At 70.8% G+C, this 14,927-nt stretch carries 14 protein-coding genes and 1 tRNA gene; 12 read left to right on the forward strand and 3 right to left on the reverse strand.

Annotation, left to right across the window (positions count from 1 at the left end; translation table 11 throughout):
- The first annotated feature begins 127 nt into the window (after window positions 1-127).
- Window positions 128-1,102 carry an ATP-dependent DNA ligase gene (locus ACX1D0_RS10105; protein ID WP_459017751.1) on the forward strand — a complete coding sequence of 325 codons (975 nt, stop codon included), beginning with the start codon at window positions 128-130 and terminating at the stop codon, window positions 1,100-1,102.
- Here ACX1D0_RS10105 and ACX1D0_RS10110 read toward each other — a convergent pair whose 3' ends face one another.
- Window positions 1,103-1,690 (reverse strand): class I SAM-dependent methyltransferase, encoded by a 588-nt coding sequence (locus tag ACX1D0_RS10110; protein WP_459017752.1) that lies wholly within the window; start codon window positions 1,688-1,690, stop codon window positions 1,103-1,105. It abuts the gene before it with no gap.
- A gap of 66 nt (window positions 1,691-1,756) precedes the next feature.
- Here ACX1D0_RS10110 and ACX1D0_RS10115 point away from each other — a divergent pair, with 66 nt between their 5' ends.
- The 7 genes from ACX1D0_RS10115 (at window position 1,757) to ACX1D0_RS10145 (ending at window position 8,147) form a co-directional block, all read left to right on the forward strand.
- Complete coding sequence (locus ACX1D0_RS10115; RefSeq protein ID WP_459017753.1) at window positions 1,757-2,332, forward strand: hypothetical protein; 576 nt, start codon at window positions 1,757-1,759, stop codon at window positions 2,330-2,332.
- A 19-nt stretch (window positions 2,333-2,351) separates the two neighbouring features.
- Complete coding sequence (locus ACX1D0_RS10120; RefSeq protein ID WP_459017754.1) at window positions 2,352-2,912, forward strand: type II toxin-antitoxin system PemK/MazF family toxin; 561 nt, start codon at window positions 2,352-2,354, stop codon at window positions 2,910-2,912.
- A 113-nt stretch (window positions 2,913-3,025) separates the two neighbouring features.
- Window positions 3,026-4,039 carry a methionine ABC transporter ATP-binding protein gene (locus ACX1D0_RS10125; RefSeq protein ID WP_459017755.1) on the forward strand — a complete coding sequence of 338 codons (1,014 nt, stop codon included), beginning with the start codon at window positions 3,026-3,028 and terminating at the stop codon, window positions 4,037-4,039.
- Window positions 4,036-4,716 carry a methionine ABC transporter permease gene (locus ACX1D0_RS10130; RefSeq protein WP_459017756.1) on the forward strand — a complete coding sequence of 227 codons (681 nt, stop codon included), beginning with the start codon at window positions 4,036-4,038 and terminating at the stop codon, window positions 4,714-4,716. Before ACX1D0_RS10125 ends, ACX1D0_RS10130 begins: the two co-directional genes overlap by 4 nt.
- 86 nt (window positions 4,717-4,802) lie before the next feature.
- Complete coding sequence (locus ACX1D0_RS10135; protein WP_459017757.1) at window positions 4,803-5,651, forward strand: MetQ/NlpA family ABC transporter substrate-binding protein; 849 nt, start codon at window positions 4,803-4,805, stop codon at window positions 5,649-5,651.
- Window positions 5,652-5,735: 84 nt separating this feature from the next.
- Complete coding sequence (locus tag ACX1D0_RS10140) at window positions 5,736-6,968, forward strand: HAD-IA family hydrolase (RefSeq protein ID WP_459017758.1); 1,233 nt, start codon at window positions 5,736-5,738, stop codon at window positions 6,966-6,968.
- Between the two features lie 234 nt (window positions 6,969-7,202).
- Entirely contained in the window at window positions 7,203-8,147 is a 945-nt protein-coding gene (locus ACX1D0_RS10145; protein ID WP_459017759.1) for a DUF368 domain-containing protein, read from the forward strand.
- 113 nt (window positions 8,148-8,260) lie between these two features.
- Here the strand turns inward: ACX1D0_RS10145 and ACX1D0_RS10150 are convergent.
- Window positions 8,261-8,334 (reverse strand) — tRNA-Gly (locus ACX1D0_RS10150).
- 85 nt (window positions 8,335-8,419) lie between these two features.
- Here ACX1D0_RS10150 and ACX1D0_RS10155 point away from each other — a divergent pair.
- Window positions 8,420-11,164 (forward strand): FAD-binding and (Fe-S)-binding domain-containing protein, encoded by a 2,745-nt coding sequence (locus tag ACX1D0_RS10155; RefSeq protein ID WP_459017760.1) that lies wholly within the window; start codon window positions 8,420-8,422, stop codon window positions 11,162-11,164.
- Window positions 11,165-11,185: 21 nt separating this feature from the next.
- Here ACX1D0_RS10155 and ACX1D0_RS10160 read toward each other — a convergent pair whose 3' ends face one another.
- The gene (locus ACX1D0_RS10160) at window positions 11,186-12,313 is read right to left on the reverse strand and encodes a 6-phosphofructokinase (RefSeq protein WP_459017761.1); all 1,128 of its coding nucleotides are present in this window, start codon (window positions 12,311-12,313) and stop codon (window positions 11,186-11,188) included.
- An 83-nt stretch (window positions 12,314-12,396) separates the two neighbouring features.
- Here ACX1D0_RS10160 and ACX1D0_RS10165 point away from each other — a divergent pair, with 83 nt between their 5' ends.
- The 3 genes from ACX1D0_RS10165 to ACX1D0_RS10175 are packed head-to-tail and all read left to right on the forward strand — an operon-like array spanning window position 12,397 to window position 14,923.
- On the forward strand, window positions 12,397-13,065 hold the full coding sequence (locus tag ACX1D0_RS10165; protein ID WP_459017762.1) for a DUF1707 SHOCT-like domain-containing protein: 669 nt from the start codon (window positions 12,397-12,399) through the stop codon (window positions 13,063-13,065).
- Entirely contained in the window at window positions 13,062-13,553 is a 492-nt protein-coding gene (locus ACX1D0_RS10170) for a PH domain-containing protein (protein ID WP_459017763.1), read from the forward strand. The genes ACX1D0_RS10165 and ACX1D0_RS10170 overlap by 4 nt, the downstream gene beginning before the upstream one ends.
- Window positions 13,553-14,923: a PH domain-containing protein gene (locus ACX1D0_RS10175; RefSeq protein ID WP_459017764.1), complete on the forward strand. Its 1,371-nt coding sequence runs from the start codon at window positions 13,553-13,555 to the stop codon at window positions 14,921-14,923. Before ACX1D0_RS10170 ends, ACX1D0_RS10175 begins: the two co-directional genes overlap by 1 nt.
- The last annotated feature ends 4 nt before the right edge of the window (window positions 14,924-14,927 follow it).

Consider the following 14,927-nt stretch of genomic DNA (forward strand, 5'->3'; position numbering starts at 1 on the left):
CCCCTCCCGCGCACGACACGCCGCCCGACCCGCACGTCGACCCCCACACAGGCCCTCGCGTGCGGATGGGACGGCGTGTCGTGCCCGGCAGGGGCGCGGGGGCCGTGCCGCGGGCATGATGGGCGGCATGCGCCCCATGCTCGCCACGCCGACGCCCACACCGGGCGTGCCGCCTTCGGGCGCCCAGTGGGTGCACGAGGTCAAGTGGGACGGGGTGCGCGCCCTCGGCGAGATCTGCGACGGCGCCCTGCGCCTGACCAACCGCACCGAGGGGGAGATCACGGTGGCGTACCCGGAGGTCGCGGCGGGCGCCGCCGGCCTGCCGGAGGGGGCCCTGTTCGACGGCGAGGTGGTGGCCCTCGACGACCAGGGCATCCCGTCGTTTCACGCCATCATGCCGCGGATGCACGTCCGCGACGCGCGTCGCGCCGCCCGCTGGTCCGCCGAACGGCCGGTCACCTTCGTCGTGTTCGACCTGCTCAGGGAGGCCGGGGCGGACCTGACGCGGCTGTCGCTGGAGGAGCGCCGGGAGCGCCTGGAACTGCTGGACCTCGACCGCCCCGCCTGGCGGTTGTCGGAGCAGTACGACGACGGCGGCGCGCTGGCCCACTTCACCCGCGAGGCGGGGCTGGAAGGGGTGATGAGCAAGCGTCGGGGGTCGCGCTACCAGCCCGGGGTGCGCAGCGACGACTGGGTGAAGACGCCGCACCGCTCAGAGCTCGTGGTGGTGATCGGCGGCTGGCTGCCCGAGGCGGGCAACCTGCACGCGCTCGGCGCGCTCTGGGTGGGGCAGCCCAACGACGAGGCGACCTTCGAGGCGGCGCCTCTGCTGTATCCGATGGGACGCGTCGGCTCCGGGTTGGGACGGGCCGAGCGCGACACCCTGCTGGCCGTCCTCCGCGACACCGAACGCCCCACTCCCCCGTTCGACCCGGTCCCGACGGACCCGGTGTCGCGGCAGGCGCGCTGGGTGGAGCCGATGTTGTGCGTGCAGGTGCGATACCTCAACGTCACCCCCGACGGCGCCCTCCGCCAGCCGGTCCTGCGGGCGCTGCGCCCGGACGTCGCCCCCGTGGACGCCGCCACGGCAGCCCTGCTCTAGTCACGCGTCGCGGCGGGCGACCAGGACGATGTCGTCATGGTGATGCGCCCCCGCGCCCTCGGCGACCGAGCGCTCGCGACGCTCGTGCACCAGCACTGTCCACCCCTCGCCCAGCCGCTCCGCCACGTCGTCGGGCGTGATCAGCGTGGCGGGGTCGATGTGCGCGTGCCTGGGAGCGAAGTCCGCGTGGTGGACGAACAGCAGCGCACCCCCGGGGGCGACGACGGACGCCAGCGATTCCACCGCCGAGGAGTCCTTGGGCAGGGGGACGTAGAACACCGACACCAGGTCGAAGTCGTCGTGCGGTAACGGCCGCCCCACCTCGCCCGCCACCCACTCGACGATCAGGCCGCTGTGCTCGGCGGCCCGCTGTCCGCGCTCCAGGGCCACCAGCGACGGGTCGAGCGCCGTGACCTCCCACCCGTGCCGGGCCAGCCACAACGCATCCGCGCCCTCGCCGCATCCCACGTCGAGCGCGCGTCCCCGGTGCAACTTCGGCGCCTCCGCGACTAGGGCCTCGTTGGCCCTGCCGCTCCACATCCGGTCGGTGTCGCGATAGGCCTGGTCCCAGTCGTGCTCGTGAGTCATGCCTGAAGTATCCCGCCGACTCGCAGACCCCGGCAATGATCCGGGCGCGGCTACCCTTGGTCACAAATGACCGAGCCCCAGCAGATCGCCACTCTCCCGCCCATCGAGGAGTTGCACGGCGACGTGCCGCGCAGCCCCCGCACGGGCGAGCCCCGGCGCCCGGCCGTCGTGCTGGTGGCCGCGGTGCTGCAGTACGTGGCGGTGGCGGGGTTGGCCGCCGCCTACGGGATCCACTGGTGGCTCGCCGTGCACCCGGCCAGCTACCCCACGTCGGCACGGCTGGTCGAGTGGGTGGTGCCGGAGCCGGGCAGGTGGGTGTCTCTCACGCTGGAGGGCGTCCTCGCCGCACTGCTCGTCCTCGCCGCCGGGGCGTGCGGCGTCGTCGGTTTCCAGGCGTGGAACGGCTGGCGATGGTCGCGGTGGGGCGGGCTGGCGGCGCTGGCGCCGGCCACCGGCTTCGCCGTCGCCCTCAACGACTGGGCCTTCATCGGGCTCGGGCTCGCCGTCGTGGCGGCGGGCCTGCTGTTCCTCCCGCCGGCGACGAGGTACTTCGGCCACTGGGAGCAGGTGCGCTCCGAGCGCCCGGTTGCGTATCGCAGGCCGCCCACCATCGTCTACGGGCGCCTCCCCCGGTTCCGCTGAGGCCGTAGGCTCTGGCGTCATGGCTCGAAACCCCTTCCTCGACGGCGCCCTCAAGGTGGTGCGCGAGGTTGCGCTCCGCGCCCTGGACCGCGCCTCCCGACCCCAAACCCGGCGACGCGCCGCCCCCAAGGCCCGGCCCACGCGCACGCGGCGCACAGACCGGGCCACGGCCACCGACGGCTACCCGGGGGACTTCACGGGCCGTCCCGACATCGTCTACAGCCCGCATCGCGACGGACGCCCCGACCCCGGCGAGGTGGTGTGGACCTGGGTCCCTTACGAGGAGGGCCACAGCGAGGGCAAGGACCGGCCGGTGCTGCTCATCGGCCGCGACGGCGCCTGGCTCCTCGGCCTCCAGGTCACGTCCCAGGATCACGACCGGGACGCCGCCCAGGAGGCGGCCGCGGGTCGCTACTGGATGGACATCGGCACCGGCGAGTGGGACAGCCAGCACCGGCCCAGCGAGGTGCGGCTCAACCGGATCGTCCGGATCGATCCCGACGCCGTCAGGCGGGTGGGAGCCATCCTGAGCCAGGGCATCTTCGAGGACGTGGCCCGCGAGGTCCTCCGCCACTACTGAGGGTCATAGATCGTGGGGTCTCCGGTTGCGCCGGCGGTGAACAACGCCCCCTCGATTCGGGTCTGTGCCCCCGCCCTGATTGAATAGTGGACCAGAGGGAACGAGAGGCGCTCATGATCACCGTGACCGACCTGACCAAGGTCTATCACCAGGGCAAACGCGAAGTGCGTGCGCTCGACGGTGTCACCCTCACCGTCCCTGCCGGTTCCATCCACGGCATCATCGGTCACTCCGGAGCGGGCAAGTCCACCCTGGTGCGCTGCCTCACGCTCCTGGACCGCCCCACGTCGGGCGCCGTCGAGATCAACGGCGTGGACCTCACGGCCGCGCATGCCGGCGCGCTGCGCACGGCCCGCCGTCGGATCGGGTTGGTGTTCCAGCAGGCCAACCTCTTCGACTCGCGCACCATCGCGGACAACGTCGGCTACCCCCTTGAGCTGATCGGCATGAAGAAGGCTGAGCGGGACGCGAAGGTGGCCGAGCTGTTGCGCGTCGTCGGCCTCCCCGATTCCGGACCCGCCTACCCGGCTCAACTCTCGGGCGGCATGCGGCAGCGCGTGGGAATCGCCCGGGCGCTGGCCACGGAGCCTGACGTACTGCTGTTCGACGAGCCCACCTCCGCCCTGGACCCGAAGACCACCGACGAGATCCTGGACCTCATCCTGAGCCTCAAGGGTCGCGGCGGGCTGGCCGTCCTCGTGATCACCCACGAGATGCACGTCGTGAAGAAGATCTGTGATTCGGTGTCGCTGCTCGACGGCGGCCGCATCGTCGAATCAGGGCCGCTGGTCGAGGTGGTCAACAGCCTCGACAGCCGCCTCGCGGAGGCCCTGCTCGGCATCCCGCCGCACGACCCGTTCGACGCGGTGGGCGGCACGTACGTCGACGTCCTGTCCTCCGGCGCCAAGGCCGCGATGCCCGTGGTGGCGCACACCTCACTACTGGTCGGCGCGGAGCTCAACATCGTGGCCGGCAGCGTCGAGCACCTGGCCGGCACCACGTTCTCGCACCTGCGCATCTCGGTGCCTCCGGGCACTGACCCGCAGCGCGTGATCGAGGTCCTCCGCGAGCAGGGCGCCGACGCGAAGCTCACCACGCCCGCCCCCACCGGCGAGGCGGCGCTGTGATCCCCCTGGAGACCTGGTTCAACAATCCCGCGCTGCAGAAGGCGCTGCTCCCGGCCATCTGGGAGACGCTCCTCATGGTCAGCCTCTCCAGCCTGGCGACGGTGCTCATCGGGCTGCCGCTCGGCGTCGTGCTGTACGTGACGCAGAAGGGCGCCCTCGGCGAGAACCGCCCGCTCAACGTCGTCCTCTCCAGCGTCGTGGTCAACATCACGCGCTCCATCCCCTACGCCATCCTCATGCTGGCCCTCATCCCGTTCACGCGCTGGATCGTGGGCACCTCGCTGGGACCCATCGCCGCGTCGGTGTCGCTGGCGATCGCGGCCATCCCGTTCTTCGCGCGGCTCGTGGAGACGGCCCTGCGCGACGTTCACCCCGGCAAGCTCGACGCGGCTCACGCGATGGGCTCGTCGAAGATGCAGTCGGTGACGAAGGTGCTGATCCCCGAAGCCATGCCGGGGCTGGTCGCGGGCATCACCACCACCGTCGTGACCATCATCGGGTACTCCGCGATGGCCGGGCTCGTGGGTGGCGGTGGCCTCGGTCGCCTCGCCTACAACTACGGCTTCCAGCGCTACCAGCCCGACGTCATGGTGGTCACGGTGGTGCTCATCGTCATCATGGTCCAGGGCATCCAGTGGCTGGGAGACCGGATCAGCCGCGCCGTCGACCACCGTTAGAGCCTCCCCAGTGGGGACCCAGCATCTCGCTGGACACGAAACCGGCCAACTTGTCGTTGGCCCCGAGCAGTAAGGGAAATTTCCTGATGCCAAAGATTCTCACCGCCATCGCCGCCTCGCTGGCGGCCGCCATGGCCCTGACCGCCTGCGGCGGCGACGCCACCCCGTCGACCTCGGCCACCGGCTCCTCCGCGGCCGCCGGCGAGGTGACGACCCTTGTCGTCGGCGCCAGCCCGGTGCCGCACGCGAAGATCCTCGAGTTCGTGCGTGACAACCTCGCCGAGGAGGCCGGCCTCGACATCGAGATCCGCGAGTTCGACGACTACGTCCTCCCGAACGAGGCGCTCGCCTCGGAGGAGCTGGACGCGAACTACTTCCAGCACCTGCCGTACCTGGAGAGCCAGATCGCGGACAAGGGCTACGAGTTCACCGCGGGCGAGGGCGTGCACATCGAGCCGCTGAAGCTGTTCTCGGACAAGTACGACTCCGTCGACGCCATCCCCGACGGCGCCACCATCGCCATCACCAACGACGTCTCCAACCAGTACCGCGGCCTGAAGCTGCTGGAGAAGGCCGGGCTGCTGACCGACGTGGCGGACGACGCGACCGTGCTGACGCTGACCGAGGCCGAGAACCCGAAGGGATTCGAGTTCGAGGAGACCCAGCCCGAGGTCGTCGTGCAGCAGATGTCCGACCCGTCGGTCGACGCGGCGGTGATCAACGCCAACTTCATCCTCACCGCCGGCCTCGACCCCAACGAGGCCATCGAGTCCGAAGAGGTCGAGGGCAACCCGTACGCCAACATGCTCGTGTGGCGCACCGGTGACGACAACCCCGGCATCCAGGCGCTCGAGGAGTTGCTGCACTCCGCCGAGGTGGCGGACTTCATCGCGGAGACCTGGCCCTCCGGCGACGTCATCCCCGGCAACGCCTGATCCACGCCCGAAGGGCCGTCGAGCACCCGCTCGGCGGCCCTTCGCCGTACCCCACGGAGTCGGGGTGCGCGTTAGGCTGGCCGGGTGAACAGCACGCGCGCAGTCCTCTTCGACCTGGACGGCACCCTCGCCGACACGGTTCCACTCATCGCCCAACACATCAGCGACACCCTCAACGCACACGGCATCCCCTGCACCCCCCGTGACGTGTACCCGCTGATCGGGCGTCCGATCGCCGACGCCATGAACGAGCTGCACGAGTTCGCCGGCGACGACGCCCGCATGGAGGCGGTCATCGTCGAGTACCGGGCGGCGCTGCACGAGGCCGTCAACGCCGCCGGCACCGAGCTGGTCCTTCCGGGGGTCCGGCAGATGCTGCGCGACCTGAGGGCCGCGGGCTACGCCGTCGGCGTGGTGACGGCGAAGGGCGGCCCGCAGGCCGAGCATCTGCTCACCATCACCGAGCTGCGCGACCTCGTCGACGTCCTTGTCACCACCGACGACGTGGAGCGCGGGAAGCCCGCGCCGGACTCGGCCCTGCTCGGGCTGGATCGGCTCGGGGCCCGCGCCGCGGACACGTGGTACGTGGGCGACGCCACGTCGGACATGGACATGGCGCTGGCCGCGGGGATGCGGGCGATGGGCATCACCACCGGTGCCGCGACGCACGAGGAGCTGGCGTCGGCGGGGGCCGAGGTGGTCGTCGAGCACGCCGACGACGTGACCCGCCTGCTGCGCCGGGAGGGCGGCCGGACGGGGCGCATCCTGTTCGACACCGCCACCAGCATCAACGGATTCATCGCCGACGAGAGCAACTCGCTGGCATGGCTGTTCGCCGTCGACGGCGGAGACCACCCGGACGAGGGGCTGTTTCCATCGGGCGCCGCCGTCATGGTGGAGGGATCCACCACCTACGAGTGGGTACTGGCCGAGTCCGACATCCTGGCCCACCCCGAGAAGTGGGCCGAGTTCCACGGGGAGCGGCCCACCTTCGTGTTCACCACCCGCGAGTTGCCGGTCCCGGAGGGTGCTGACGTCCGTTTCGTGTCCGGGCCCGTGGCGGATGCGCTCCCCGCGATCCGCGAGGCGGCCGGCGACGGCGACATCTGGGTGGTGGGCGGCGGCGACCTCGCCGGCCAGTTCCTCGACGCCGGAGCGCTGGACGAGATCGCCCTGTCGGTGGCCCCCGTCGCGCTCACGGGCGGCGCGCCGCTCTTTCCGCGTCGGGTGGAGTCGGACCGGCTGCGGCTGGTGTCGGCGACGGCGTTCGGCCAGTTCGCCCGGCTCGTCTACTCCGTTGTCGCGGCGAGGGAGTGAGCTGGGACCCTGGGGCGCGACGGGGGCGCGGGCCGTGCACGAATGAACGCCTTTCTGCCCTCCGGATGGCCGCTGGGGCCCTCCGGTCCGCTGTCTGTCGGCGTGTCGTGCTCGGACTGGCGCGGAGGTCGGGGGCGCGGGGGCGCCGGGACTGGGGGGTCGCGTTGCGTCAGATTGGCGCCCGGCCATGCGGACCGTAGGGTTGAGCTGAAGCACAGCGAGAAAGAGGCGCCCATGACGGCACACACCCACCGCGAGTCGGTCGTCGACCGTCCGGACTCCCCACGGTCCTGGTTCGGGCGGCTGCTCAAGGGGATCGCCGTGGGTGTCGGCGCCATCCTGCCGGGGCTGTCCGGCGGAGTGCTGGCCGTCATCTTCGGGCTCTACGACCCGATGATTCGGTTCCTCGCCAAGATCCGTCACCACTTCATGCGTAACGTGCTGTTCTTCGTCCCGATCGCCATCGGCATGGGGCTCGGCATCCTGGGCTTCTCCGTCGTGGTCGAGGCCGCCTTCGCCTCCTACGCGGCGCAGTTCACCTGCCTCTTCATCGGCTTCGTGATCGGTACGTTCCCCTCGCTGTACCGGCAGGCGGGCCGCAACGGTCGCAGCGCGACGCATCTTGTCATCATGGGGGTGGCCGCCGCGGCGATCTTCATGCTGATGCTCGCCGGCGGTCAGATGCTGGTCCAGGTGCCGCCGAGCATCCCCGTCTGGTTCGGCTCGGGCGCGCTCATCGGGCTGGGTGTGATCGTGCCGGGGATGTCGCCGTCGAACTTCCTCATCTACTTCGGTCTCTACGACAAGATGGCCAGCGGCATCAAGGACTTCGACATGAGCGTGGTCATCCCACTGTTCTTCGGTGTGGTGGCCTGTGTCCTGCTGCTCGCCAAGGCCGCCGCCTGGCTGTTCGACCGCTACTACGGCGGCATGTACCACTTCATCCTGGGCATGGTGGTGGGCTCGTCGCTGGCGATCTTCCCCACCGTCGTCTTCCCCGCATTCTCCCCGGACGGCCTGACCTCCAGCGGGCTGACGCTGACCACCGCCGTGGCCTTCGCCGTCGTCATGCTGGTGGTGGGGGCCATCGCCTCGTACCTGTTCAGCAAGGTGGAGGACAACGTCAGCGACATGCGCCACGAAATCGAGGAGACGGCCGCGAAGGTGACCGACGGCTGAGTCCGCCGCCGTGCTGTCGGCCGAGCCGCCGCGCGTTGTCGGGCTCGAGGGCTGAACGCGCCACGCGACCGGAGGAACGCGGGACCCCGACCGCAGGTGGCCGTGGCTCCGAGTGGAGCGGGCGACGGGAATCGAACCCGCGTATCAAGCTTGGGAAGCTAGCGCTCTACCATTGAGCTACGCCCGCGTGGGCCCTAGGTTAGCAAAGAAATCCTGCCCTCCTCCAACCGGCCTTCCAGACTCGCCACCCCACCCTGGGTAGGCTGAACGTCGTGGCTACGGCGAGGGCGGGGATCGAGCGCGACGACCGCGCCCTCATGCGGCTCGCCATGGCCCACGATGCCTCCCCCTACCTCCTCACGCCGTCGGGCGTGGTCACCCCGGAGACGGTCGAGGACGTCGCCACGCTCATGGTGCAGGCGGCCGAGGCCCGGCAGCCGATCACATTCCGTGCGGGCGGCACCAGCCTCTGCGGGCAATCCATCACCTCCGGTCTCCTCGTCGACGTACGGCGCAACTTCCGCACCATCGAGGTCCTCGACGACGGACTGCGCGTCCGCGCCGGGGCGGGGGCCACCCTGCGGGCCGTCAACGCCCGGCTCGCACGCCACGGCAGACGGCTGGGCCCCGATCCCACCAGCGACATCGCCTGCACCATCGGCGGCATCATCGCCAACAACTCCAGCGGCATGCTGGCGGGTGTCGCGCAGAACAGCTACCACACGCTGGAATCGATGGTGTTCGTGCTGCCCAGCGGCCGGATCGTCGACACGGCGGACCCGACGGCGGACATCACGCTCAGACTGGAGGAGACGCCGCTCGTGGGCGGGCTCCACATGCTGCGCAAACGCCTGAGGACCACACCGTCGTCCATCGCCGACATCAACCGGCTCTTCGCCATGAAGAACACCATAGGATACGGCCTCAATGCGCTCCTCGAGTTCCATCGTCCCGTGGACCTCATCCGCCACCTCCTCATCGGGTCCGAGGGCACCCTCGGCTTCGTCGCCGAGGCCACTTTCCGGACGGTCCCCCTCGCCCCCCACACTGCGGCTGCTCTGGCGCTCTTTCCCACCCTCGACGCCGCCGCGGCCGCGGTGCCGGGACTCGTCGAACACGGTTTCGAGGCCATCGAACTCATGGACGCCGCGTCGCTGCGGGTGGCCGGCGCCCAGCCAGGATCGCCTGCGCTCCTGCACGGCCGGGAGCTCACCACCGAGGCCGCGCTGCTCGTCGAGCTGCATGAGGTGGATGAGGACGTCCTCGCCGCGCGCCTGCAGGCCGCGGCAATCGCGCTGGGCGAGCTCGAGGTGATCGGCCGCGTGGCCCTCACTACTGAGGCGCACCACCGCAACGCGCTGGTGGAGCTCCGCCGCGGCCTCTATGCGCTCGTGGCGGGGGCGCGCCCGACAGGCTCCACGACGCTGCTCGAGGACATCTGCGTCCCCGTGACGGAGCTCGCGCCCGCCCTCCGCGACCTCGCCGACCTCCTCACCCGCAGCGGGTACCACGATGCACCCCTCTTCGCCCACGCGCGCGACGGCAACATCCACGTCCTCCTCAGCGAGCGGTTCGACGATGCCGCCAGCCTCGCTCGCCACCGGAAGTTCACGCGCCAGATGGTGCGGCTCACCCTCCGGCACCACGGCGTCCTCAAGGCCGAGCACGGCACCGGCCGGGCCATGGCGCCGTTCGTGCGCGAGCAGTACGGCGACGAGCTCTACGAGGTGATGCGCGAGATCAAGCACCTCTTCGACCCGGCCGGGGTGCTCAACCCGGGCGTCGTCATCTCGGACGAGCCCGACGCCCACCTCAAGAACCTCAAGCTCATGCCGACGATCGAGCCGGAGGTCGACGCGTGCATCGAGTGCGGCTTCTGTGAGCCGGTCTGCCCATCGCGGGACCTGACCCTCACCCCCAGGCAACGCATCGTGCTGCGCCGGGAGCTCGCCGCCCGCCAGGACGACACCGACCTGCTGCGCCAGGTGGAGGAGGACTACCGGTACGCGGCCATCGACACCTGCGCCGTCGACGGAATGTGCGCCGTGGCGTGCCCACTCGGCATCAATACCGGGGATCTGGTGCGCCGGCAGCGCGAGGAACGCGCCGGCGGGGTGGAGAAGGCCGCATGGAACCGCGCCGCCAGGACCTGGTCACTCGCCACGCGCATGGGATCGGCGGCTCTGACCCTCGCCAAGTCCACCGGCCCGCTGGCCTCGGTCGCGACGCGCCTGGGGCGGCGCGCCCTGGGTGACGACGTGGTCCCGGGGTACGACAACGACCTCCCCGAGGGCGCCGGCCTGCGCCGCAGGCCCCGTCGCCGCGACCGTGGTGGCGCCGGTGTCGCCGTCTACTTCCCCTCCTGCCTGCAGACCATGTTCGCCCCGTCCGGGCAGGGGGTTTTCCTGGCCTTCAACGAGCTGTGCCGACGCGCTGGGGTGAGGGTGTCGCTGCTCGACGCCTCCGGGCTGTGCTGCGGGTCCCCATGGAGCGCCAAGGGTCTCCGCGAGGGCTACGCCACCATGCAGGCCCAGGTCAGCACCGCGCTGAGCCGGCGCGGCCGGGACCTGACGGTTGTGGTGGACGCCTCGAGCTGCACCGAAGCCCTGGCCAGGATGACCGACGGCAGCGACGTCACCGTCGTGGACGTGGTTACCTTCGCGGCACAGCAGCTTGTGCCGCGGCTCACCGTGACCCGCTCGTTGCCCTCCCTGGTGCTGCATCCCACCTGTGCGTCCACACGCATGGACATCAACGACGACCTGCTGCGAGTCGCCGAGTTCATCAGCGACTCCGTCGAGGTGCCGCCGTCGTGGGCGTGCTGCGGCTTCGCGGGAGACCGGGGCCTCCTCCACCCGGAACTCACCGCGAGCGCCACCCGCGAGGAGGCCGACGAAGTGCGCACCGGGTACTTCGCCTACGCCACGCTGAACAGGACCTGCGAGATCGCGATGTCGCGGGCCACCGGCCGCACCTACGTCCACATCCTCGAGCTGTTGGCGGAGGCGACCCGCTGAGCCCGGCACATTTCCCGCTGGTCAGTCGCCAAGACCGGTGCCGACTCCCCTGGCCGCCCTGATCCAGGCGTGGTCCTGAGGAACGACCTTGAGGTTGCCGGCCACGTCCCCCAGCGGGACCGGCACGGCGTCGCCCCCCTGGGACGCCACCGTCACGCCGTAGTGACCCTCGGCGACGAGGTCCGCCCCGGCTGAGCCGAGCAGGGTGCCGAGCAGACGGTCGTTGGCGTCCGGGATGCCGCCGCGCTGGACGTACCCGAGGATGGTCACCCGCGACTCCAGGCCCGTCGCCTCCTCGAGCGCCGTGGCAACCTTGAAGGCGTTGTCGCGGTGGCCGGCCTCGATGGAGGCCTTGTGCGCCGCGGCGGCCGACTTCGCCTCGGGCGAGGAGGCCGCCTTCTTCAGCGCGTCGGCCGCCAGCAGGTCCGCGGTGTCCTGCACGTCCCTGGCACCCTCGGCGATGGCGATGACGGAGAAGTTGCGCCCAGACCCGGCCCTCTTCTTGATGGACGCCGCCATCGAGTCGATGTGGTAGGGGATCTCGGGGAGGAGGATGATGTCCGCGCCCCCGGCGATGCCCGAACCCAACGCCAGCCAGCCCGCCTTGTGGCCCATGATCTCGGCGATGATCACCCGGTGGTGCGAGTGCGCCGTCGAGTGCAGCCTGTCGATGGCCTCCGTCGCGATGCCGAGCGCGGTGGAGAAGCCGAAGCTCGTGTCGGTGTGGGCGATGTCGTTGTCGATGGTCTTGGGCAGGTGGATGACGTTGAGCCCCGCCTGCATCAGCCGGTTCGCGTTCTTGGCGGTGCCACCGCCGCCGATGCACACCAGGGCGTCGAGCTTGTTCTTCTCGAAGTTCTCGACGATGGTCGGCACCATGTCGCGGGCCTCGCCGTCGATCATCATCTTGTGCGGCTTGTCCCGCGAGGTGCCCAGGATGGTGCCGCCGATCGTCAGGATGCCCGACAGCGCGGGCCCGTCCAGCACCTGCCAGCGATCCTCGACCAGGCCGCGCAGCCCGTCACGGAAGCCGATCAGCTCCATGCCGTGCACGCCGATGGCCGCCTTGCCGAAACCCCGGATCGCAGCATTGAGGCCGGGCGAATCTCCGCCGGCCGTCAGGATTCCCACTCGCTTGCTCGCACCCATCACAGGCCTCCTCGTGTCCGGCCTCAACCCTACCGACGGCAGGCGCGCGGGGGGATGGAACGCGGCACTCCTAGACTGGGGGCATGTCCGAACCCCATCGCCTTGACGTGCTGCGCTGCGCGGACCAGGACCGCGAGGTGGTCGCCTCACTCCTCAACACCGCCTACACCGACGGCAGGCTCACGTTCGACGAGCACGCGGACCGGATCGCGCTCGCCTACGACGCCAAGACGTTCGGCGACCTGAACTCCCTCACCACGGACCTCGTCGCCTTCGAGCGCCCAGCCGCGCCGCCGGTGGCGGCGCGCTTCACTCCAAGCCTGGCACCCCAGCCGAGCCCCTACGCTCCCGTTGCGCCTCCCTCCGGGGCCCTCGCCGCCGGGGCGTTCACCGGCGGCAACTCGTTCCTCTCCACCTACAACCCGGGCCGCGTGACGAAGGTGTCCTCCACGGTGCAGCTCAACGCCTGGCTCAGTGAGATGCGGGTGGACCTCCTCGGCGCCGCCTTCGAGAGCCGGGACATCACCGTCCATCTCGGCGGCGGCATGTGCGAGGTGAAGATCCGCGTTCCGGAAGGCGTCGACGTCGACGTCTCGGGCATGAACCTGGTGATGGCCGAGGCGAAGGTGCAGGGGCTCCTTCCGCGGGCGGACGGCATCCGGATCAACCTCGTGGGCACCGTGTTCATGGGCGAGGTCAAAGTGGTGGGCCCGGGCGTGGACCGCCGTCGCTTCGAGCGGTTCATCCGATGACCGACACGCTGTTCGCCCCCCCGGGCACGGCCTGGCAGCGGCTCTCCCCCAACTATCTGCGGATGAAGCTCATCCTGATCCCCCTCGTCTGGACCCTCTGGTTCGCCCCGGGCGCCGTGGCGGCGTTCCTGCTGGGTCCGTCGTGGCTGGGCTGGGTCGTGGTGGGGATGTGGGCGGTCGTCCTCACCTGGCGCATCCTGCGCGCTCCCCGGGCGTTCCGACGGTGGGGCTACGCCGAGCGCGACACGGACGTCTATCTCACCAGCGGCCTCTTCCACCGCAGGCTGGTGTGCGTTCCCTACGGCCGGATGCAGCTGGTCCAGCTCCACTCCGGGCCCATCGATCGCGCCTTCCGCCTGGCCACCGTGGAGATGATCACCTCGTCCACCCAGGGCAGCATCTCCATCCCGGGTCTGGCACCCGCCGACGCGGCGGCCCTACGCGACCGGCTGATCCAGCGCGGCGAGACGCAGCAGGCCGGCATCTGATGACGCACCCGCCTCCGCTCCCGGCGCGGCCCGAGCCGCAGGTCGAGAAGGTGGTGGAGCGCCCCAGCCCGCTCACGGGCCTCGCGCACAGCGGGATCGTCCTGGCGGCTTCGGTGGTGTTCCTGGTCCGCGAACTTGACGACGGCGGACTGGAGGACCTGACCGGCCAGGCGTGGATCTTCGCACTGGTCGCGCTGGGCGCGGCGCTGGTGGCCGGGGTCTACGGCATCTTCGCCTGGCGCACCACGGCGTTCATCGTCGACGACGAGGAGTTCCGCGTGGAGCGGGCGTTCATCTCGCGCTCGTCGTCGCGGCTTGACTACACGAAGGTGCAGTCGGTGGACATCGCCCAACCCTTCGTCGCGCGGCTGCTCGGCCTGGCGAAGGTGCACATCGACGTCGGCGGCGCCGGGGGGCTCAGCCTGGCGTTCCTCACCAAGACGCGCGCCGAGTCGCTGCGCGAGCACCTGCTTGCCCGGATGGCGCTGGCGAAGGCCGGCCCGGCGGTGGCACCGGGCACCGAGGGAGAGGCCGTCGTCGCGTCCCCTGACGACCAGCCCGAGGAGCCGGTGCACGCCGTTCCACCGGCCACGCTGATCCTGGGCACCGCCGTGTCGACGACGGCGGCAGCCGCGCTGGCCACCGCCTTCCTGCTCCTCGGCGTCACCATCTGGGGCGGGACGTCGATCACGGCCTTCGGCGCGATGCTGGCGTTCGCCGGCTGGGCCTGGTCCAACATCGGCCGCAACTGGGGATTCCGGATGACGCGACGCGGGGAGACGCTGCGGATCTCACGCGGCCTGGCCTCCACTGCCACCCAGGGGCTGCGGCCGGACCGGATCCAGGGCGTGGTGATCCACCAGGACCTGCTGCAGCGCCTGACCGGGCTGCACCGGGTGACCGTCACGGTGCTCGGTTACGGGGACCCCGCAGACGACGAGGGCCGCTCCACCAACTCCATCGTGCTTCCGTTCGGCACATGGGGCGACGTCCTCACCGTCCTGCGCGCCATCTGGCCCGACGTGGACCTCAGCCGGATTCAGCCCACCCCGCAGCCGGATCGCGCCCGCTGGCTCACCCCCTTCTCACACACCCAGCACACGTGGGGTGTGGGCGAGGAGGTGCTGGTGGCGCACCACGGCCTGATCGACCACACGCTGGCGATCGTCCCGCACCGGAGAATGCAGTCGCTCTCGCTGCACCAGGGCCCGCTGCAGCGGCGGCTGCGGTTGGCCACCATCGCCGCGCACACCACGGACGGGCCGGTCTCGCTGCGCCTGTTCCACCTCGACGAGGCCGACGCCCGCCGACTCTTCGACGAGCAGCTCGAGCGCGGCCGGGCGGCCCGCGCCGTCGTCGCCACCGTCTGATCCT

It is taken from the genome of Tessaracoccus pujii, from assembly GCF_054483895.1.

What these genes read in the sequence shown, in the direction of transcription:
- ACX1D0_RS10105 (WP_459017751.1), top strand. Translation starts at nt 128, where the DNA reads ATGCGCCCCATGCTCGCCACGCCGACGCCCACACCGGGCGTGCCGCCT.
- ACX1D0_RS10110 (WP_459017752.1), bottom strand. Translation starts at nt 1,690, where the DNA reads ATGACTCACGAGCACGACTGGGACCAGGCCTATCGCGACACCGACCGG.
- ACX1D0_RS10115 (WP_459017753.1), top strand. Translation starts at nt 1,757, where the DNA reads ATGACCGAGCCCCAGCAGATCGCCACTCTCCCGCCCATCGAGGAGTTG.
- ACX1D0_RS10120 (WP_459017754.1), top strand. Translation starts at nt 2,352, where the DNA reads ATGGCTCGAAACCCCTTCCTCGACGGCGCCCTCAAGGTGGTGCGCGAG.
- ACX1D0_RS10125 (WP_459017755.1), top strand. Translation starts at nt 3,026, where the DNA reads ATGATCACCGTGACCGACCTGACCAAGGTCTATCACCAGGGCAAACGC.
- ACX1D0_RS10135 (WP_459017757.1), top strand. Translation starts at nt 4,803, where the DNA reads ATGCCAAAGATTCTCACCGCCATCGCCGCCTCGCTGGCGGCCGCCATG.
- ACX1D0_RS10145 (WP_459017759.1), top strand. Translation starts at nt 7,203, where the DNA reads ATGACGGCACACACCCACCGCGAGTCGGTCGTCGACCGTCCGGACTCC.
- ACX1D0_RS10160 (WP_459017761.1), bottom strand. Translation starts at nt 12,313, where the DNA reads ATGGGTGCGAGCAAGCGAGTGGGAATCCTGACGGCCGGCGGAGATTCG.
- ACX1D0_RS10165 (WP_459017762.1), top strand. Translation starts at nt 12,397, where the DNA reads ATGTCCGAACCCCATCGCCTTGACGTGCTGCGCTGCGCGGACCAGGAC.
- ACX1D0_RS10170 (WP_459017763.1), top strand. Translation starts at nt 13,062, where the DNA reads ATGACCGACACGCTGTTCGCCCCCCCGGGCACGGCCTGGCAGCGGCTC.
- ACX1D0_RS10175 (WP_459017764.1), top strand. Translation starts at nt 13,553, where the DNA reads ATGACGCACCCGCCTCCGCTCCCGGCGCGGCCCGAGCCGCAGGTCGAG.